Here is an 18025-nt window from a genome sequence, read left to right as displayed (position 1 = left end):
TTGGCTGTGCGTACGGGTGCGGAGACGTCCGGGCCGGTACGCGCCGCGGCGGGCGCGAGGACCGGCCTACAGATGCTTGTAGACGTCCTCGAGCCGCAGGCCACGGGCCAGCATCAGAACCTGGAGGTGGTAGAGGAGCTGGGAGATCTCTTCGGCGGCCTGCTCGTCCGATTCGTACTCGGCGGCCATCCAGACCTCTGCGGCCTCCTCGACGACCTTCTTGCCGATGGCGTGGACGCCGGCGTCGAGCTGGGCGACGGTCCCGGACCCCTCGGGGCGGGAGCGTGCCTTCTCTGACAGCTCGGCGAACAGCTCTTCGAAGGTCTTCATGGTGTCTTTCCTCGACCGACAGATGCGGTACCAGGGTAGGCGGTCCGACGGCCCGGTGCCGCACCGGGCCGAGGATGTCTCAGCATGTGGGCGGCGGTTTCCACCACACGGCCCGCCGCGCTCCCCTCACCAGACGCGGCGGGCGGTGGCGCGCACGAGCGGTTTGGGCAGGAATCGGAGGAGTCCGGTGGCGACCTTGTACGGCCCGCCGGGGACCACGCTCGGACGGCCCGCCGACCAGGCGATGAGCGACTCGCGCACGACCAGGTCCTTGGGGACGAACGCGAAGGCGGGGAGCCCGCTCTCCTGGACGCCCAGGGTCATGTTGGTGCGGACGAAGCCCGGCAGGACGACGGTGACGTGCACGTCGTGCTCGGCGACCTCGGCGGCGACGCTCTCGCTCCACAGGGTGACGAACTTCTTGCCCGCGCCGTAGACGGAGCCGCCTGGGTTCGCGACGATCTCGCCCGCGACGGAGGAGACGCTGATGACGCCGAGCTTGGCCGAGACCTCACCGGCCTTGCGGCGGGCGATCTGCACGGGCAGGACGGCACGGGCCAGGTGGAGGACGGCGCGCACGTTGAGGTCGATCATGGCGTCGATCTCGGAGGGGTCCTGCTCGGTGAAGGTCCCTCCCTCGCCGCGTCCGGCGTTGTTGACCAGCAGGTCGATGGGGGCCTCGGTTCCGCTGCCGTCGGCCTGGAGCCGTCCGACGGCGCGGGAGAGGCCCTCCTCCGTGCCGAGGTCGGCGGCGAGCGGCTGGACGCGCACCCCGTAGCGGGTGGAGATCTCCTCGGCGAGCGTGTCGAGGACGTCCCCGCGCCGGGCCACCAGGACGAGGGAGAAACCGCGTTCGGCGAGCCTGCGGGCGTACTCCTCACCGATCCCGGTGGAGGCTCCCGTGACCAGGGCGGTCGGGGCGTGGGCGGGGGGCTCGGGGGTGTTCGCCGGTTCGCTCATGTCCCCAGGGTAGGGCGACCGCACGGCCGGTGGTCGGGCCCGGGTCCCGGTCGCGCGTGCGGGTACGGCGGAGGCGGCGTTCGGGTTCCCGATCCTCCCGTGTGGTTCTCCACACCCTTCACTGACCTGGTATTCCGCCGGAAGGCGGTCGCGTCGACTCCCCCTGGGAGGCCTGAGGCGTTAGCGTTCGGGTATGTCCGAGATCCAGAGCCCTGCCGGACCCCTTTCCTCTCTCAGGCTGGAGGAGCGCCTGCGTGACACCAGGCTGTTCTTCAGCCAAGCGCTACGGACGTTCCACGCGACCGGTTCCATCCTTCCCAGCAGTCCCGCGCTGGCGCACGCGATGGCCGAGTACGTCCGCAGCCGCCCCGTCCCCGACAAACCCGTGCGCATCCTGGAGGCGGGCGCCGGAACCGGTGCGATCAGCCGGGGGATCGCGGCCGCGATGATCCCCGGTGACACCGTGGACCTGGTCGAGGCCAACCCGGAGTTCGCCGCCCACGTCGAGGAGCTGCTGAAGAGCGACCCGGTGATGTCGCCGATCGCCGACTCGGCGACGGTGCACGCCAAGCTCGTGAACGACATGGGGCCCGACCGCCGGTACGACGTGATCGTGTCGGGGCTGCCCTTCGCCAACTTCACCGCGGACGCCGTCCGGGAGATCCTCGACTACTACTTCGAGGTCCTCGAACCGGGTGGCACCCTCTCCTTCTACGGCTACCTCTACACCAAGGAGGTCAAGGCGGTCATCGCCCGGCGCGAGGACTACCTCCGCCAGGCACGCACGAGCTGGCTGGTCCAGGACTGGATCGACCAGTACGGCATCCGCTCCGACAAGGTGTTCGCGAACGTCCCCCCGGCGTGGGTGCACCACCTGCGCAAGCCTGAGACGACAGCCTGACCCCCCCCGTCCGCACCGACGACCGGGCCCGCCGCACGTGTGGCGGGCCCGACGTGTACCCCCCCCACCCCCCGCCCCCGGCCGTGGCGCCTCCGTGTTCACCCGCCCTCGATCCTCCGGACGGCGTCGCGGACGTCCACGACGAGCCGCCGGTCCCTCAGCGCCTCCTTCCATCCCATGCCGGTCCATCCCGGCCAGGCGCTGCGCTCGGAGTCCCGCAGTGCGTACAGCAGTGGCAGGGCCTCGGCCGCGTCCGGCCCGATCCGGCCGAGAAGCCGCACCGCGGGGGGACCGACACGGGTGGCCGCCCACGTGGTCAGGACGCGCTGTGCCGGGGAGAGCAGCACCCGGAGCACGAACGCGGTGTCCCCGGTGATGCTCCACAGGGCGCTCAGCGCGCGGGTCTCCCGCAGGTGGCCCTGCTCCAGGTGGGACTCCAGGTGCTCGCGCAGGGCGGGGGCGTGGCGGACCGCCGGGGGGCCGATCCCGTCGAGGAGTTCCTGGAGGCCTTCGTGCCCCATGGCCGGGCGGTCGGGGAGCAGGTCGAGTGCGGCCCCCGCGTCACCCGTGATCCCGAGGTAGGCCCGCGCGACGCCCGCTCCGGGCGCGTCACCGCCCAGGGAGCGGACCCGGGCGGCGTGCCCGGCGGCGGCCGGACCGATCGCGGCGAGCGCGCCCAGGGCCCTCTCCGCGTGCCGTCCGGTGTCCAGGAGTGCGGCGACGTCGTCGGCCAGGGGCGCGGCGGCCGGCCCCCACCGCACCAGGGAGCGGAGGACGGCGTCGGTGTCGCCGCCTTCGCCGCGCAGGCGCTCCCGGAGGTGCGGCACCAGGACGTCGGCGTGCCCGGCGAGGTGTTCGAGGATGTCGGGGAGCCCGAGGTCGCGGCCGGTCTCGCGCCCCGGGTCGAACCCGAACCCCGGCCGGTCGGCGCGCGCCGTCAGCAGCGGGACGGCACGGGCGTCCCCCATGAGGGCGAGCGTGAGCAGGGAGAACGCGGCCTCCGTTCCGATCTGCCCGGTCCCGGCGCCGGCCCGTGCCGTCCCCGCCTCCTCCGGGTCTTCCCCGTCCCCCGCGCTGTCGTCCGCCGCCCCGTCGGGGCCCGTCGCCGGGCGGGCGAGCTCCGCCAGCCGGTCGGCCGACGGCCGGGCAGCGCCCCCGGCCATGGTCAGAAGGCGAAGGCTCCACGCGCGGACCTCGGAGTCGGGATCGTCCAGCAGCGCTCCCACGGGCCCGGCCCACCGCTCCCCGCCCGAGCGGTACTCGGCGACGAGGTCGTGCGCGAGCCGGACGGCGCCGAGGCGGACGGCGGCCCGGGGATGGTCGATCAGGGCCTCCACGATCCGCTCGCGGGCGGGCCGGTCCTCCGCGAGGGCCCGTGCGACGAAGAGGAGCCCGTACCTGACCAGCAGGGTCCCGCTGCTCAGGGCGGGGTACGCGATCTCCGACCACAGCGGCCTCCCGGTCACGGGGCGCGCGGCGTCCCCGACGATCCCCTCCAGAACCAGGGGGAGGGGGTCCGCCGGGACGAGGGCCGGTGACGCGAACGCCACCACCATGCGCTCGTCCAGGTCCCCGTGCTCCCGACGGTCGAGGAGCCACGACAGGACGTCCGGCGGGATCCCGTCGGGGCGGGCCCCCAACAGCTCGACGGCGCGCGTCAGCAGCCGGAGGCGGGTCCGCCGGCCGTCCCCCGTCCCCGAGGCCCCCGCACGCGCCTCGTCGCGCCCCCGGGGCCCCTCGGCTCCCGCGAGCGCCCCCTGCCCGTTCTGCCCCTCGTGCGCACCCTCCGCACCGTCTCCCGCGGCCTCCCAGCGTCCGTGCAGCACCCGGAACAGGCGGGGCACGGCGTGCGCCTCCCGAGCCAGCGCGTCGACCGCGTGGAGGACGATCGACGGAAGCGGATCGAGGAGCAGGGCCTCGATCCGGGGCCGCTGGTCGGACCACGCCCCCGGCCACGCGGTGTCCAGGTTCTCCGGCCGGACCCTGTGTGCGAGGCCGGTCAGGTCGACCACCAGGTTCATGGCCGCCTCGCGCGCCTCGGCCGGACGGTCCCGGTCGGAGGCGAGCCGGACCAGGAACGGCAGCAGCGCCGGGACCGACGAGGTGAGCACGTCGGGTTCGGAGACGACGACCCACATCCGCACCGTGGTGTCGACGCAGTCGGCGATCTCCTCGATGGCGTCGACGGCCTCCTGCGGGGAGGGTTCGAACGCCTGGATCAGAAGACCGGGGATCTCGGACGCGGGTCCGTCGAGGTCCTCCAACGTGTCCCACGGCACCTCGTGCACGTCGGCGGTCCAGGTGAGGGGGTCGCCCATGGCGGGTTCCTCCGTGTCTGCGGGTGATCGGGGGTTCGCCCGGCAGAATCGCCCGGGGCTCCGCACGACAGAGTGACACATTTGTGACCTGCCCCACTGAAATGTGATGTGCAGGGACCCGCAGTGCGCAGGTAGTCTCGCGTTGACTTCCCGAGGGGCGGATCTTTGCGACTGGTGCGACCAGTTTGCCCGCATACAGGCTAAATCTTCCTGAGATCTATCTAAAGTCCCCTGAAGCTCATTCCGTGCCACAAGCCCCGGATCTACCTTCATCACACCAGTCCCGTGTGAACCGGAAGCATGCTCGCGGAGTCCTACATTTCACCCATTTCCCCAGGTCATCGTGGACCAATGGAGGAGGCAGCGTGACGCTCACCCAGGAGGTCGGGACGACCCCGGAGACGCCGGAGGAGGGCACCGTCCCCGAAGGCCTGTCCGTGGACGTCCGGCAACGCGTCTCGGCTCTGGCCAGAACCTCACGTCTCCTGGTCGCCTGCGACTACGACGGCGCGCTGGCCCCGTTCGACCCCGCCGACGACGCCGGCGCCGCCAGGCGCCGCCCCGTTCCCGAGGCCGTTCGCGCACTGCGCGACCTGGCCGACCTGCCCGGCACGGTGTGCGCGGTCATCTCCGCCCGCCCCCTGCGCGACCTGGCCGCCCTGTCCCGTCTGCCCGCCGAGATCCGCCTGGTGGGCGCCTACGGGACCGAGTTCGACACCGACCTCACCATCGAGCCCGACAGCGTCGAGACCGGCCCCGACGCCCCTCCCGCCGACAAGGCCGCAGCCCTGGCACTGCTCCGCGAGCAGGTCGAGGCGACCGCGACCCTCTACATCGGCGGCGGCGAGGGCGAGGAGCCCGTCTTCGTGCAGCTGACCGGCGCCGACGCGGGTGTGCGGGTCGGCGCCGAGCCCACGGTGGCCTCCCACCGGGTGGCCGACACCCCGGCCGCCGCGAACCTGCTGTCCGCGCTCACGACCGAACGCCGGTCCTGGGTGTTCGGCGAACGGCCCACGCCGATCGAGCGCATGTCGATGCTGTCCAACCAGGGCTCCGTCGCCCTGGTCGGCCCGGACGCGCGCCTGCTGTGGTTCTGTCACCCCGAGCCCGACTCGAACGCCCTGTTCGCGGAGGTGCTGGGCGGCCGGTCCGCGGGGGTGTTCGCCATCGCGCCCGCCCACGGCGGGCGCCCGCTCGGCCAGCGCTACCTGCCCGGCACCATGACCGTGCGGACCCGCTGGTCGCGGATGGACGTCACCGACTACCTCGCGCACGGCACCCCGCAGGGCCGCACCGACCTGGTCAGGGTGATCAGCGGCGTCACCCCGGCGACGGTGGAGTTCGCGCCCCGCCCCGACTTCGGCCGGGCGCCCGTGAGCCTGACCGTCCAGGAGAACGGCCTCCTCGTGGAGGGCGCCGACTTCCCGATGGTGCTGTACTCGCCCGGGGTTGAGTGGGAGATCGACCACGACGGCGCCGGTGACGTGGCCCGCGCGGTCGTGCACCCCCGCTCGGAGCAGCCGGTGGTCCTGGAGCTGCGCTGCGGCACCGACTCCCTCGTCCCGGCCACGCTGCCCGAGTCCGAGCGCCAGCGCACGTCCGGCGAGCACTGGTCGGCCTGGCTCGACGGCCTCACCCTTCCCGAGACCGCCCGGCAGCTGTCGGCGCGTTCGGCCCTGACCCTGCGCGGCCTGTGCACGCCGTCCGGCGGTGTGATGGCCGCGGCGACCACGTCGCTGCCGGAGGAGATCGGCGGCGTCCGCAACTGGGACTACCGGTACTGCTGGCTGCGCGACGGCGCGCTGACCGTGCAGGCGCTGGTGACCCTGGGGTCGACCGCCGAGGCGGAGGGCTTCCTGGACTGGGTGCACGGGGTCGTGGACTCTCTGCCGAGCCCCGAACTGCTCGCCCCGCTGTACTCGCTGCGCGGCACCGCGCTGGGGCCGGAGGAGGTCATCGAGTCGCTGTCCGGCTACGCGGGTTCGCGCCCGGTGCGGATCGGCAACCTCGCGGACCGGCAGGTGCAGCTGGACGTGTTCGGTCCCGTCGTGGAGCTCATCTCCCGCCTGTCGTCGGTGCGCGGCACCCTCGCGGACCGGGACTGGAACCTGGTGCGGGCGATGGCCGAGGCGGTGGCCCGGCGCTGGTTCGAGCCGGACCACGGCATCTGGGAGGAGCGCGACGAGCCCCGTCAGCGCGTGTACTCCAAGGTGATGTGCTGGGTGACCCTGGACCGCGCCGTCACCCTCGCGCAGACGTACGGCCGCGAGGCGGACCCGTCCTGGCGCGGGCTCCGCGACGAGATCGCGGCCGAGGTCCTGGACAAGGGCTGGAACGACGAGGCGCAGGCCTTCACGACCGCCTACGACGGCACCGACCTGGACGCGGCGTCGCTGCACATCGGCCTCTCGGGGCTGATCGACCCGGCCGACGAGCGCTTCCAGGCGACCGTGACGGCCGTGGAGGCGGAGCTGCGCAGCGGCCCGACCGTGTACCGGTACCACCGTGAGGACGGCCTGCCGGGCGGCGAGGGCGGCTTCCACCTGTGCACGACGTGGCTCATCGAGGCGTACCTGCTGACCGGGCGCCGCGCGGAGGCCGAGGAGCTGTTCAAGCACCTGGTGGACTGCGCCGGACCGACCGGGCTGATCCCGGAGGAGTTCGACCCGGTCACCGAGCGGGCTCTCGGGAACCACCCGCAGGCGTACTCGCACCTGGGCCTGATCCGCTGCGCGCAGCTGCTCGACCGCCTGTAGGCGCGAACACGTGAGGAAGGAAGGGGTCCGGCGGCCGGTCGTCGGACCCCTCCGCTATGTTCCGGCTGTGGCGGGGTTCGTGTCGGTACCGGGGACGCGGCCGGGGCTCCGGGCCTCCCACCGCGTACGGCACAGGCCCGAACGGCGGGCCCGAGCCGGGCGCCGCCGTGTCCGCGCCGCTCACGATCGGCGCCCGGAGCCGGTGGAGACGGACACCGGCCTCCGGCCGATGTCCTCGCGGCCGCGCGAACCGGCCGCGATCCTCCTCGGCGCGGCCCCGACCCCACCCCCTGGGCCCGACGGTCCCAGGGGCTCCGCCCGCACCGGCACAGCATCCCCGGCTCCGCGCGCCCGTTCCGCGCGCGGACCTGCACCTGGAGGACGAGAATGTACGCGATTGCCCTGGACGACGAGGGTGCGGAGCTACGCCCGCTGGAACCGTGGCGGGCCAGGGAGTTCCTGGAGCACATGGACCGGGGCCGGGAGTTCGTCGGCCGCTTCGTCGGCCTGGCGGACGCCGTCACGGACCTGGAGTCGAGCCGGAGGTTCCTTCAGGGGTACGCGCACAGGACCGCGTCCGACACCGGGCGCATCCACGGCATCTGGTCGGACGACACCCTGGTCGGCGGCGTGATCTTCCGGACGATGGACGTCGGGCTCGGCGTGGCCGAGGCGGGCTGCTGGCTGGAGCCGTCGGCGGCCGGCCGGGGGCTGGTGACCCGCGCGTGCCGCGTGCTCATCGACTGGGCCGTCGAGGAGCGCGGTATCCACCGCGTGGAGTGGCACGTCGCGGCGGGGAACGCGGCCAGCATCGCCGTGGCCCGACGGCTCGGGATGACGAGGGAGGGCGTGCTCCGGGAGAGCTACCCGTACAGGGGCGAGCGGCACGACATCGAGGTGTGGTCCGTGCTCGCCCCGGACTGGCCGGCGGCCGAGCCGACCTCCTGACGGAGGCCGCGCCCGGGGCGCCGGCACGGTCCGGGCCGCGGGCACGGCGACTGTCACCGGCCCCCGGTAGGGTCCCGGCCATGACGGCCGCGATCCACCTCACACTCGACTGCTCCGACGCGCGGCTCCTCGCCGACTTCTGGAAGACCGCGCTCGGGTACGTCGACGAGCCACCGCCCGCGCCCTTCGCGACCCGCGGGGAGTGGCTGGCGCAGTTCGACCTGACGGAGGAGGAGTCCGAGGACGACGGGGAGTGGCTCTGCGATCCGGAGGGGATGGGTCCCCGGTTGTCGATCCTCAGGGTCCCCGAGCCGAAGACCGCGAAGAACCGCCTCCACATGGACATCAGGGTTCCCGTGCCCGGCGGACCCGAGGCGCGGTGGGCGGGGACCCTCGCGGAGGCGCGGCGCCTGGTGGACGCGGGTGCGCGCGTCCTGGAGGAGGCGGACGGCCACCACGTCGTGATGGCCGACCCCGAGGGCAACGAGTTCTGCCTGGTCGGCGTCCCCGCCTGAGGGGTTCCCCGCCCGGGAGACCCGGCCCCGGAACGGGGTGCGCGTCGGGGTCCGGGGCGGAGCGGGTCGAGGCGGGGCGGTTCCGGAGCGGGCCGGGTCGGATCGGGTCAGACGAGGAGTACGGCGAGCAGCGCCGCGCCCAGGAGCACGACGTAGGCGACCGCGTGGACGCGGTCGGGGATGCGGCCGACGATCCGCCGGGCGAGGGCGATGGTCGGCAGCGACCCGGCGAGGAGCGTGGCGGCGGCGACAGCGTCCACGTAGCCGATCTGCCCGGCCCGGTCCCCCGTCGCGTCCGCCCCGCCCGCCAGGGCGTACACGGCGGTGCCGACGACGGCGACCGGAAGGCTGAGCGGGTTGGCCATCGCGGTGGCGTTCGCCATGGGCAGGCCCCGGCGGCGCAGGAGCGGGACGGTCAGCACGCTGCCGCCCACGCCCAGGCAGCTCGCCGCCGCACCGATCCCGACCCCTCCGGCGGTGACGGTGACGGGGCCCAGACCGCGCGGCTCCGCACCGGCCGCCCGGGTGAGGAAGCCCTTGCGGACCACGCTGTCCACGATCGTGGCGGCGAGGTAGGCGGCGAACAGGATCCGCTGGACGGTGTCGCCGACGGCGAGGGCTCCGACCGCGCCGACGAGCGCCCCGAGGCCCACGTACAGCGCCAGCGGCCACACGTACTCGCGTTTCAGGCGCCCCGCCCGGTACTGGGCGACGGTCGCGCCGAGCGAGTTCACGACCATGACCGCGGTCGAGGTGGCGACGGCGACGTGCATGGGGTCGCCGGCCGCGCCGTTCTGGGCCTGGGCGAACGCGTAGACGACCGGCACCGTCACGAAGCCGCCGCCGAAACCGAACAGCACGGTCGTCAGGCCGGTCAGGACGCCGAACGCGAGGAGGGGGAGGACGTGGTCGATCACCCGCTCCACGCTAGGGGGAGAGTCGCTGTCCGGCATTCGACGGAACGACGGGTTCCTTCGCGGATCGGACAGCGCGGGTAGACTCCGCCGCGTGCGGAACACCCACGTGGACGAGGTGGACGGGATCGACCGTCCCGTCCTGGCCCTGGGCACCGACTATCCGACCGGCCACGTGCTGGAGGCGCACCGGCACCGCCGGGTGCAGTTCCTGTACGGGGCGACCGGGGTGATGCGGGTCGAGACGGCGGACGGCTCCTGGACGGTCCCGCCCCACCGCGCGGTCCTCATCCCGGCGGGGACCGAGCACCGGGTGACCATGACGGGCGTGAGCACCCGGAGCCTGTACGCGGAGCCGGAGGCCGTTCCGTGGTTCCCCCGCAGGTGCCAGGTCGTCGACGTCTCGCCGCTGCTGCGGGCCCTGCTCCTGGCGGCTGTGGACATGCCGCCGAGGTACGACCCGCACGGCCGCGACGGGGCTCTCGTGGCGCTGCTGCTGCACGAGATCCGGGGGCTCGTGCCGCTCCCGCTGGACCTGCCGCTCCCCGGGCACGCGGGGCTGAGGGCGCTCTGCGAGGGGTTCGCGGCGGCGCCGGGGGTCCACGAGCCGCCCGCCCGCTGGGCGGAGCGGCTGCACGTCAGCGAGCGCACCCTGCACCGGATGTTCCTGGCCGAGACGGGGATGGGGTTCGCACGGTGGCGGCAGCGCGCGTGCGTGCTGCACGCCCTGCCGCTCCTGGCCCGGGGCGAACCGGTGGCGCGGGTCGCCTCGGACCTGGGGTACGCGAGCCCGGCGGCGTTCGCGACGATGTTCTCGCGCGTTCTCGGGGCGCCTCCCCGGGACTTCCGCTCCGCGTCCGGGTGACCGTCCCGGGTCGCGTCCCCCGACGGGGCCGGGGTCGCGGGGGTGCGCGGACGTCCTGCGTCCTGCGTCCTGCGTCCTGCGTCCTGCGTCCTGCGTGCGGGGAGTGCCGGGTGCGCCGCGTGTTCAGGGACCGGCGGGGGCGGTCCCGTCTACCGGAAAAGAACCTGGCCGGCCAGGTCCGGAAATGCGAAGGCCCGAGGGTTCCGGGGCGACCGGACCGGAAACACCGTAGGCGGCCACGGTGCGTGATCCGCGTGGCGTCCGTGGTTCTGTTCTTCGCGGAAGGAATCGCATGTCCCCCCTCTCCGGTCCGCGGCACGTGGTCGCGGTGGCCGACGCCTCCCCGCTCGCCTGCACGGTGTCCGCGTCGGTGTCCGCCGCCGTACCGCACCGCGACACCTCCACCTACGGGCACGCCCCCGGCCCCGGCAACGCCGCCCGCACCACCCCCACCGGCCGGACGCGGACCCTCCACGCGCTCAAGGCCTGACCGACGGGACCGCCGCCGACGGACGGGGCGCCCGGGTGGACCACCTGACCCGTGGTCATTCGGGTGGGAGGACGTTCGGAGGCCGGTCCGGCAGGGCGGCCCCTCCTGGGGCGGGGGCCGCCCGGGCCACGGCACCGTGCCCCCGGTTCCCGGCCGGACCGGTCGGGGAACGGGGGCAGGGTGGCGCTTACGGTCCGCGGACCGTTGGACTGCGGGAAGGGCCGGGGCGGAGCTCGGATCAGGCCGTCCGGCGCGAGCGGCGGCCCCGTGCGGGACGCCCCGGAGATCTCCGAGCGCAGGCCCGGCGATCACCGCCCACCGGATGGCGCACGGCCCACCGAGGTCGGATATAAGGTGCGGCCATGCACCAATGGTCCCCTTATTCCCAATACCAACACGGTTACCAGCAGGGGCCCCCTCCCCCGGCCGGGCTGGCCGGAACACCGGTCTGGTTCGACGCGCGCCCCTTCCAGCAGGTCCAGGAGAACGTGTGGGTCGACGCCGCAGGTGACGCGATCGTCCTCGACTACTACGACATCGCGCCGAACCTGCCGGCGGCCCTGCAGGACCTGGCGGGCCTGCGCGCCCGAACGAGCGCCAACACGGCGCAGGCCGGCATGGGCCTCGTGGACCTCGACGTGATCGGTCTGGACGGGATGCCCGTCATCCGGCAGATGGTCAAGGGCGACAACCCGCACCAGGAGCGCGGCCTGGCCTACCTCGGGACGTACACGATCCCGAGGTCGAATTCGAGTGTCGTCGTGAAGGTCCAGTGCCTGGAGGGGCAGCCCACGGGTATGCGTGAGGCGTCCGTGCTGCCGCAGTTCCTCCAGCAGTACAGGGGCGGGGCCGCCGCCCCGGACGAGGCGATGGCGGCCTGGGCACAGCACCCCTACGCCTACGGCATCACGGGCGGGCGCCCGCGCAACCACGCCGACGACCCGGCGTGGGACCCCCACTTCCCGGACCACCCGCTCTCGCGTGCCCGGCGGCTCCTGGGTTCGCTGGCGTACTCGATCAGGGTCGACGCGTCCTTCAAGGCACAGCCCGCCTTCTGGCCCCAGTACTGACGGTCGGCCGCCCTCCCGGAACCGACACGGGACACCGGGGTGGCGTGCGGGCGCCCGCCGGACCCGGCGCACTCCCGGGACCGCCGGCGAAGGGCGGGAACCCGCCGGCCGGTGTCCGACAGAAGGCGATACATCACCCAAAGGCGTCAGGCGAACACGCCGGGTGGTCTACAGTGCTGTACGACTCCCTGCCGGACCGGTGTGTCCGGCCGTTTCCCTCCGCGTACTCGCACGGACGCGCCTCCTTCACGGAGACCACGGCCCACCGTGCCGAACCGTGCGTGACGGGAGCCCGTGGCCCGGGGCGTCCCGGTCCGGTCGCCGAGGCCGGTCGGCGGTGCCGCGCAACGACCGAGGAGGACAAGGATGCACGTGATCGGGGCGGGCTTCCCGCGCACCGGGACGACATCGATGAAGGCGGCGCTGGAACAGCTCGGCCTCGGGCCCTGCCACCACATGTTCGACGTGCTGGCCTCACCCGACCTGGCCCGGCGCTGGGGCGGTACCGCGTCGGCGGACGCCGGGGACATCGACTGGGCGCACCTGCTGGAGGGGTGGCGCTCCGGGGTGGACTGGCCGCTGTCGTTCTTCTGGCGCGAGCTGGCGCAGGCCCACCCCGACGCGAAGATCGTCCTCACCGTCCGCGACCCGCACCGCTGGTACGCGAGCATGCTCGCGACCATCTTCGAGGTGACGCGCAAGGCCTGCGCCGAGGACGAGGACGCGCGGGTCTCCGTGGAGTTCCAGCGGATCATGCCGCTGCTGGACCGCATGTGGCGTGCGTCCTTCGGCGCGCCCCTCGGGTCGGTGCCCTCGGAGGAGGTCGCCGTCGCCGCCTTCGAGCGCCACACGGAGCAGGTGCGGGCCGAGGTCCCGGGCGAGCGGCTGCTCGTGTACCGGACCGGCGAGGGGTGGGAGCGCCTGTGCGCGTTCCTCGGCACGGATGTCCCGGACGGGCCGTTCCCGCATCTCAACGACACCGAGGCGATGCTCAAACGGCAGGAGTCCCGGATCGGGGGCACCACCGCCGTCTGAGCGGCGGGGCGGCCCTCCGGCGGGCCGCCCCGTGGCCGGTCCGCGACTACACGATCTGGTCGGCGATGGCGGCGACGAGGCCGCCGTCGATGATCAGGTCCTGGCCGTTGACGTAGGCGGCCTCGTCGGAGGCGAGGAAGGCCACCGCTCCCGCGACGTCCTCGGAGGTGCCGAAGCGCCCCGCGGCCACGGCGGCCACGACGTCCTCGTGGTCCTCCTCGGGGATGGCGGCGTGGAACATCGGGGTCTCGATGTAGCCGGGGCTCACGGAGTTGACCCGGATGCCCCTGGGACCCAGCTCGGCGGCGAGGGTGTGCGAGAGGTTGTGCACCGCGGCCTTGGTGGCCGAGTAGAGGGTGGCGCCGGACATGCCCCGGTGCAGCGTCCACGACGCGTTGATGACGATCGCCCCGTGGTCGACCAGCAGGGGGAGGGTCTTCTGGACGGTGAAGAACACGCCCTTGAAGTTGATGTCCGTGAGCCGGTCGAACTCGGCCTCTGTGACGTCTCCGATCGGCTGGAAGGACGCGACGCCCGCGTTGGCGAAGACCACGTCCAGCCGTCCGAACCGGTCCTCGACACCGGCGGCCAGCGCGTCGAGGTCGGCGGGGTCCGCCGCGTCGCCGCGCACCGCGAGTACGCGGTCCCCGCCGTCGAGTTCCTTGACCGCGGCGTCGAGTCGGACCTGGTCCCGGCCGGTGATGACCACCCGCGCGCCCTCGTCCAGGAACCTGCGGGCCGCGGCCAGGCCCATGCCGCTCGTGCCGCCGGTGATGAGCGCCGTCTTGCCGTCGAATCGTGCACTGTGGTTCGTCATGGTCCGAGCGTCCCAGCGGGACCCCGGGGCGAACAGGGCCCGTTTATACGGGGTGTGGCACCACCAGGATCGGCGGCGGGCGGGGCGGCCGGGCGGGGGCGGCCGGACGGCCGGTCAGGGGGCAGGGTCCGGTGAGGAGGGACCAGGGGTCGGGGGTCAGGCCGACGTCGTGGCCGGGGCCGGGGTCAGGGTCAGCTGGGCGAGCCGCTCGCCGGTCCCGGTGCCGGGACGCGGATTGTGCAGCTCCAGGGTCCAGTCCGGGCGGTCGGCCACCGTCAGGGTCGTCTTGTCGAAGACGAGGTCTCCGGCCTCGGGGTGCAGGACCGCCTTGACCGTCTGGACGTGGTCGCCGACGTCGTGGCGTGCCCACAGGTCGGCGAAGTCGGCGCTGACGGTGCTGAGGTCGTCCACGATCCGGCCGAACTCGGGGTCGTCGGGGAATCGGGCCGCGTCGGCGCGGAAGGCGGCGACGACGTCCGGCGCGACCGACGCCCAGTGGACGTGCATGGCGCGGTACCGGGCGTTGGTGAAGAAGGTGACGAGGCAGTTGTGGTCGGTCTCGCCGTAGCCGAACACGGCACGCGCCGCGTCGTTGAGGACGAGCAGGTTCCAGTACCGGTCCCGCAGCATCGCGGGGCGCGGCATCCACGCCTCGATCAGGTTGCGCAGTTCGGGGGTCACGGAGGTGGCCCTGGGTCCGCCGTCCCGGGGCGGGTTGACCCCGGCGAGCGTGTACAGGTGGATGCGCTCGGGGCCGTTGAGGCGCAGGGCCCCGCTGATCGCGTCGAGCACCTCGACGGAGACGTTGATGTCGCGTCCCTGTTCGAGCCAGGTGTACCAGGAGACGCCGACCCCGGCGAGGACGGCGACCTCCTCGCGTCTCAGGCCGGGTGTCCGGCGTCGGCCGCCGGTGGCCATGCCCACGTCGTCGGGGGTGAGTCTGGCCCTGCGGGTGCGCAGGAAGTCGCGGAGCTGGTCACGGCGGGTCCGTGCCGCGGCGGGAGTTTCGCTGGCCATGCGTCATGGTAACCGGGCGGTTCCCGTCCGTCCGGGCGTGCGGACCACAGAGCCGTTCCGGCCTCGCCCCGCGAGGCGACGCTTGGTGTGTACCGGTTGCAGAGGAGTCCGCGCGCGGGGCCACGCTAATCGGAAGGCGGAACAGGACCAGCGCACCGGCCGCACCGATCAGCCCCGCGACCCGGTACCGCAGCGGGACGGGACGGTGCTGTTCCGGGGCATCTCCATCGGGGAGGAGCTCATCGGCCCCTCCCCTGGTACCGCCAAGCCCATTCGCAGGAGGCTCCCGGAGAAGCCGAGGGCATCAGGGCGCACCTGTTCCTTGTCCACACCCCAGTTGGCGGCCAGCACGGTCGTTCATCGACTCTTCGAACTCGGGGGGTGACAGAGCGAAGTATTCCATCCATACTGGAATCCACTTCGATCCCCTGGAGGAAGCCCATGGAGCTGACCCCCCTCGCCGGCGAATGCACCAACCGGAGGACCTGCCCCACCGTCTACGCCAGCGACCGCGGAACGATCGTCGTGCAGGGCTACACGCTCGCAGCCGAGGACCTCGCCGGGATCACCCTCCCCGAGGGGGAGAACGCCGTGGAGATCCCCCTGTCCCTGCTCAGGGAGGCCGCCCGTGTTCACGGAAGCTGAATTGGAGGGGTTCTTCGACACCCACCTGACGGAGTCGGCATTCCGCCTGGAAACGCTGGACCACTACGACGTCGCTTCCGACGGAGGTGACTTCCAGCGCTTCGTGGCCGGCGAGCCAGAACCGGACTGGGAGCGCAAGAACCCGTGGCTGGAGACGCTGAGGGCGGCGAAGGAGGCCGGTGTCCGCGAGTACCGGGTCCGGGTGCTGCGGACCCCGCTCAGCGACTACCTCCGCTACTCCTGCGAGTGGGGGTACGCGCTCAACGGCGAGGCGGGCGAGGAGATCCACGTCCTGGACCTGGCGGAGCGGAAGCTTCCAGCCGAGGTGGTGGACCACGACTTCTGGCTACTCGACGACAAGTACCCCCTGCGCATGCACTACAGCCCGAAGGGCGAGTTCATCGGCGGCGAACTCGTCGATAGCCTTGAGCTGTACCAGAAGGCGAGGGACGCCGCGCTGGCCTCCGCTGAGCCGTTCGCTCCGTGGTGGGCACGCCATCCCGAGGAATGGAGAGCCAACCGGACTGTATGACGGCTCCGCAGAACACCCCCGCCGGTCGCGGCGCCGAAGGCCGCGACCGGCTCGCCCGCGCCCTGCGCGACGCCCGTGCCGACGCCGCCGTCAGCGGGGTTCGTGCCGGTCAGGACGCGGGGATGTCGCAGTCCAAGATCTCCAAGATCGAGCGAGGGCTTCTTCTACCGTCGGTCGATGACGTGGCTGCGCTGTGCAGGGTCTACGGGATCGCGGGTGGCCGACGGACCGAGCTGGTTTCTCTGGCCGAGGGTCTGCGGCAGGAGGCGTCCAGCCGGGTGATCATGGCGCGTGGTGTCTCGGAGTTCCAGCGTCGGGTGACCCGGATAGAGGCTGATGCGTCGTTGGTGCGCTCGTTCGAGCCCGCTCTTGTCCTCGGGGCGCTCCAGACCCGTGAGTACACGCGACGCATCTTCGACGACCCGCGGGACAAGGTCTCGACGGAAGAGGCCGAAGCGTCGGTCGAGGCCAGGCAGGAGAGGCACAGAGCCCTCCGGGACGGAACGACCGGCTACAGGCTGATCATGCACGAGGGAGCCCTGCGCTGGCATGTGGGCTCTCCTTCGACCATGGTGGATCAGATCGAACAGATCGCCGCGATCGCGACCCGGGTGGGAAGCACGACCGTCGGCATCATCCCCTGGACCACTCCGGTGCATGTCTTTCCTGGCCATGCCTTCGACATCTATGACGAGGATGCCGTCGTGGTGGCGACCGAGACCGCCACCGCGACACTGACCGGCGCCGCCGACATCGCGACCTACACCGAACTGTTCACCGAACTGGAGAAGCTCGCCTGCTTCGGTGCGGAGGCCGTCGTTCACCTGGAACGCATCGCGGGAGAGTACCGAGCCCTCTCCGGGCGATAAGGTTGTCCGCGTGGTGAGGGAGCGGGCGGTGGCCGCGGGGTCGGGCCCGCGGCCGCCGTGTGGGTTCGGAGGGTCGGCCGGTCCGTGGCCGGGTGGTCAGTCGAAGAGCTGTTCGGGGCTGTCGACGGTCGCGCAGCGGCGGACCCAGGTCTCCAGGACGTCCAGGTCGGTGCAGGACTCGATCCGTTCCCGGACCTCGTCGGAGACGGTGAGGCGCCGCGCGTCGAGGAAGAGGAGAACGCTGCGGGCCGCCTCCTGCGCCCGGCCCTCCTCGCGGCCTTCCTCGCGGCCCTCCTCACGACCGAGGCCGACGTACTTGCGAGCGAAGTCGCTCTGCCATTCGTAGGTGTCCACGGACATCAAGCCCTCCAGGTCCTTACGGGCGGCCTCGTTGAGACCGGCCAGTACGTAGTCATAGTAGAACGTGCGGTGTTCGGGAGCCGTGGAGTCCAACGCCTCCACCACGGCTTTCAGGGTTGCCGGGTGGGTGTTGCCGTGCGCGTAGGCGGACAGCACGGCCAGCTCGGGGAGTTCGCGGGCCCGCGCGGGGTCGGTGACCAACGGGGTGCTGCCGGGGCCGATGACCAACGGGGTCAGCACGAACCCGGGGTGTCCGACGTCGATCGGTGTGGCGCACCAGCGCACCATGGCCTCGTCGGGGCACAGGACCACGAGCATGGCCGGGCACCTGAGACGGAGGTTGAGGGTGGCCAGGTAGGCGGGCCAGCTCGCCCGTTTGCCGGGGTCGCGCCCGTGCTGGCGCTCCACCACCACGGCGAGGACGTGCCGGGTGCCGTCACGGAGCAGGGTGGCCCCGTCGCTGTTGAGCTCCTTGGGGTCGCAGTTGGTCAGAACCGAACTGGTGGAGATCGCCTCCGTGTGGTGGGGCACGTCGATCCCCAGGGACTCCCGCAGGAGGGCCGGGACCATCTCGGGTCGGTTCTGGATGATCCGCAAGGGGATCTCGTGTGCTCGGCTCGGCATGGGACTCCTTCGCCATCGGTGGAGCGGGGAGGGGTGGAAGGCCGTGGGGAGGGGGCCCC

General features: G+C 72.8%; 18 protein-coding genes. 11 read left to right on the top strand and 7 right to left on the bottom strand.

Features of this window, described 5'->3' with window-relative positions; genetic code table 11:
• Positions 1-66 precede the first annotated feature (66 nt).
• On the bottom strand, positions 67-330 hold the full coding sequence (locus tag Q8791_RS17880) for a phosphoribosyl-ATP diphosphatase (RefSeq protein ID WP_014913038.1): 264 nt from the start codon (positions 328-330) through the stop codon (positions 67-69).
• 126 nt (positions 331-456) lie between these two features.
• Positions 457-1290 (bottom strand): SDR family NAD(P)-dependent oxidoreductase, encoded by an 834-nt coding sequence (locus tag Q8791_RS17875; RefSeq protein ID WP_330092863.1) that lies wholly within the window; start codon positions 1288-1290, stop codon positions 457-459.
• 193 nt (positions 1291-1483) lie between these two features.
• Here Q8791_RS17875 and Q8791_RS17870 point away from each other — a divergent pair, with 193 nt between their 5' ends.
• The gene (locus Q8791_RS17870; protein WP_330092862.1) at positions 1484-2191 is read left to right on the top strand and encodes a class I SAM-dependent methyltransferase; all 708 of its coding nucleotides are present in this window, start codon (positions 1484-1486) and stop codon (positions 2189-2191) included.
• 98 nt (positions 2192-2289) lie between these two features.
• Here Q8791_RS17870 and Q8791_RS17865 read toward each other — a convergent pair whose 3' ends face one another.
• The gene (locus tag Q8791_RS17865; RefSeq protein WP_330092861.1) at positions 2290-4509 is read right to left on the bottom strand and encodes a hypothetical protein; all 2220 of its coding nucleotides are present in this window, start codon (positions 4507-4509) and stop codon (positions 2290-2292) included.
• A 365-nt stretch (positions 4510-4874) separates the two neighbouring features.
• Between Q8791_RS17865 and Q8791_RS17860 the strand changes: the two genes are divergently transcribed.
• The 3 genes from Q8791_RS17860 (at position 4875) to Q8791_RS17850 (ending at position 8728) form a co-directional block, all read left to right on the top strand.
• The gene (locus tag Q8791_RS17860; protein WP_330092860.1) at positions 4875-7265 is read left to right on the top strand and encodes a trehalase-like domain-containing protein; all 2391 of its coding nucleotides are present in this window, start codon (positions 4875-4877) and stop codon (positions 7263-7265) included.
• 387 nt (positions 7266-7652) lie between these two features.
• On the top strand, positions 7653-8213 hold the full coding sequence (locus Q8791_RS17855; protein ID WP_330092859.1) for a GNAT family N-acetyltransferase: 561 nt from the start codon (positions 7653-7655) through the stop codon (positions 8211-8213).
• 80 nt (positions 8214-8293) lie between these two features.
• Positions 8294-8728 (top strand): VOC family protein, encoded by a 435-nt coding sequence (locus tag Q8791_RS17850; RefSeq protein WP_330092858.1) that lies wholly within the window; start codon positions 8294-8296, stop codon positions 8726-8728.
• 107 nt (positions 8729-8835) lie between these two features.
• Here the strand turns inward: Q8791_RS17850 and Q8791_RS17845 are convergent, their stop codons facing one another.
• A complete protein-coding gene (locus tag Q8791_RS17845; protein ID WP_330092857.1) occupies positions 8836-9645 on the bottom strand; it encodes a sulfite exporter TauE/SafE family protein in 810 nt (269 codons plus the stop codon).
• 91 nt (positions 9646-9736) lie between these two features.
• Here Q8791_RS17845 and Q8791_RS17840 point away from each other — a divergent pair, with 91 nt between their 5' ends.
• From Q8791_RS17840 to Q8791_RS17825, 4 genes are all read left to right on the top strand, one after another.
• Complete coding sequence (locus tag Q8791_RS17840) at positions 9737-10507, top strand: AraC family transcriptional regulator (RefSeq protein ID WP_330092856.1); 771 nt, start codon at positions 9737-9739, stop codon at positions 10505-10507.
• 292 nt (positions 10508-10799) lie between these two features.
• The gene (locus Q8791_RS17835) at positions 10800-10997 is read left to right on the top strand and encodes a hypothetical protein (protein ID WP_330092855.1); all 198 of its coding nucleotides are present in this window, start codon (positions 10800-10802) and stop codon (positions 10995-10997) included.
• A 362-nt stretch (positions 10998-11359) separates the two neighbouring features.
• Positions 11360-12067, top strand: coding sequence for a hypothetical protein (locus Q8791_RS17830; protein ID WP_330092854.1), 708 nt, complete (start codon positions 11360-11362; stop codon positions 12065-12067).
• A gap of 366 nt (positions 12068-12433) precedes the next feature.
• Complete coding sequence (locus Q8791_RS17825) at positions 12434-13102, top strand: sulfotransferase family protein (RefSeq protein WP_330092853.1); 669 nt, start codon at positions 12434-12436, stop codon at positions 13100-13102.
• A gap of 46 nt (positions 13103-13148) precedes the next feature.
• Here the strand turns inward: Q8791_RS17825 and Q8791_RS17820 are convergent, their stop codons facing one another.
• Positions 13149-13919 carry a glucose 1-dehydrogenase gene (locus Q8791_RS17820; protein WP_330092852.1) on the bottom strand — a complete coding sequence of 257 codons (771 nt, stop codon included), beginning with the start codon at positions 13917-13919 and terminating at the stop codon, positions 13149-13151.
• 156 nt (positions 13920-14075) lie between these two features.
• Positions 14076-14936 carry a helix-turn-helix transcriptional regulator gene (locus Q8791_RS17815; RefSeq protein WP_330092851.1) on the bottom strand — a complete coding sequence of 287 codons (861 nt, stop codon included), beginning with the start codon at positions 14934-14936 and terminating at the stop codon, positions 14076-14078.
• A gap of 441 nt (positions 14937-15377) precedes the next feature.
• Between Q8791_RS17815 and Q8791_RS17810 the strand changes: the two genes are divergently transcribed.
• From Q8791_RS17810 to Q8791_RS17800, 3 genes are read left to right on the top strand one after another with little or no spacing between them, the layout of a single operon-like run.
• The gene (locus Q8791_RS17810) at positions 15378-15581 is read left to right on the top strand and encodes a hypothetical protein (protein ID WP_330092850.1); all 204 of its coding nucleotides are present in this window, start codon (positions 15378-15380) and stop codon (positions 15579-15581) included.
• Complete coding sequence (locus tag Q8791_RS17805; RefSeq protein ID WP_330092849.1) at positions 15565-16113, top strand: DUF6879 family protein; 549 nt, start codon at positions 15565-15567, stop codon at positions 16111-16113. Before Q8791_RS17810 ends, Q8791_RS17805 begins: the two co-directional genes overlap by 17 nt.
• Positions 16110-16982 carry a helix-turn-helix domain-containing protein gene (locus tag Q8791_RS17800; RefSeq protein WP_330092848.1) on the top strand — a complete coding sequence of 291 codons (873 nt, stop codon included), beginning with the start codon at positions 16110-16112 and terminating at the stop codon, positions 16980-16982. The genes Q8791_RS17805 and Q8791_RS17800 overlap by 4 nt, the downstream gene beginning before the upstream one ends.
• A 96-nt stretch (positions 16983-17078) precedes the next feature.
• On the opposite strand, the gene Q8791_RS17795 is transcribed toward Q8791_RS17800, so the two are convergent.
• Positions 17079-17966 (bottom strand): hypothetical protein, encoded by an 888-nt coding sequence (locus tag Q8791_RS17795; RefSeq protein ID WP_330092847.1) that lies wholly within the window; start codon positions 17964-17966, stop codon positions 17079-17081.
• Positions 17967-18025: the final 59 nt, after the last annotated feature.

Origin of the sequence: Nocardiopsis codii (assembly GCF_036327455.1) — a bacterium.
Lineage (GTDB): Bacteria > Actinomycetota > Actinomycetes > Streptosporangiales > Streptosporangiaceae > Nocardiopsis > Nocardiopsis codii.
Note: the sequence above shows the minus strand (reverse complement) of the source record. Positions and strands in the feature narration are given on the sequence as shown.

Excerpts from the sequence above, each read along its gene's own strand:
- Q8791_RS17820 (WP_330092852.1), bottom strand. The coding sequence starts at position 13,919 with ATGACGAACCACAGTGCACGATTCGACGGCAAGACGGCGCTCATCACC.
- Q8791_RS17815 (WP_330092851.1), bottom strand. The coding sequence starts at position 14,936 with ATGGCCAGCGAAACTCCCGCCGCGGCACGGACCCGCCGTGACCAGCTC.
- Q8791_RS17795 (WP_330092847.1), bottom strand. The coding sequence starts at position 17,966 with ATGCCGAGCCGAGCACACGAGATCCCCTTGCGGATCATCCAGAACCGA.
- Q8791_RS17825 (WP_330092853.1), top strand. The coding sequence starts at position 12,434 with ATGCACGTGATCGGGGCGGGCTTCCCGCGCACCGGGACGACATCGATG.
- Q8791_RS17850 (WP_330092858.1), top strand. The coding sequence starts at position 8,294 with ATGACGGCCGCGATCCACCTCACACTCGACTGCTCCGACGCGCGGCTC.
- Q8791_RS17835 (WP_330092855.1), top strand. The coding sequence starts at position 10,800 with ATGTCCCCCCTCTCCGGTCCGCGGCACGTGGTCGCGGTGGCCGACGCC.
- Q8791_RS17875 (WP_330092863.1), bottom strand. The coding sequence starts at position 1,290 with ATGAGCGAACCGGCGAACACCCCCGAGCCCCCCGCCCACGCCCCGACC.
- Q8791_RS17880 (WP_014913038.1), bottom strand. The coding sequence starts at position 330 with ATGAAGACCTTCGAAGAGCTGTTCGCCGAGCTGTCAGAGAAGGCACGC.
- Q8791_RS17800 (WP_330092848.1), top strand. The coding sequence starts at position 16,110 with ATGACGGCTCCGCAGAACACCCCCGCCGGTCGCGGCGCCGAAGGCCGC.
- Q8791_RS17855 (WP_330092859.1), top strand. The coding sequence starts at position 7,653 with ATGTACGCGATTGCCCTGGACGACGAGGGTGCGGAGCTACGCCCGCTG.
- Q8791_RS17810 (WP_330092850.1), top strand. The coding sequence starts at position 15,378 with ATGGAGCTGACCCCCCTCGCCGGCGAATGCACCAACCGGAGGACCTGC.
- Q8791_RS17865 (WP_330092861.1), bottom strand. The coding sequence starts at position 4,509 with ATGGGCGACCCCCTCACCTGGACCGCCGACGTGCACGAGGTGCCGTGG.
- Q8791_RS17870 (WP_330092862.1), top strand. The coding sequence starts at position 1,484 with ATGTCCGAGATCCAGAGCCCTGCCGGACCCCTTTCCTCTCTCAGGCTG.
- Q8791_RS17830 (WP_330092854.1), top strand. The coding sequence starts at position 11,360 with ATGCACCAATGGTCCCCTTATTCCCAATACCAACACGGTTACCAGCAG.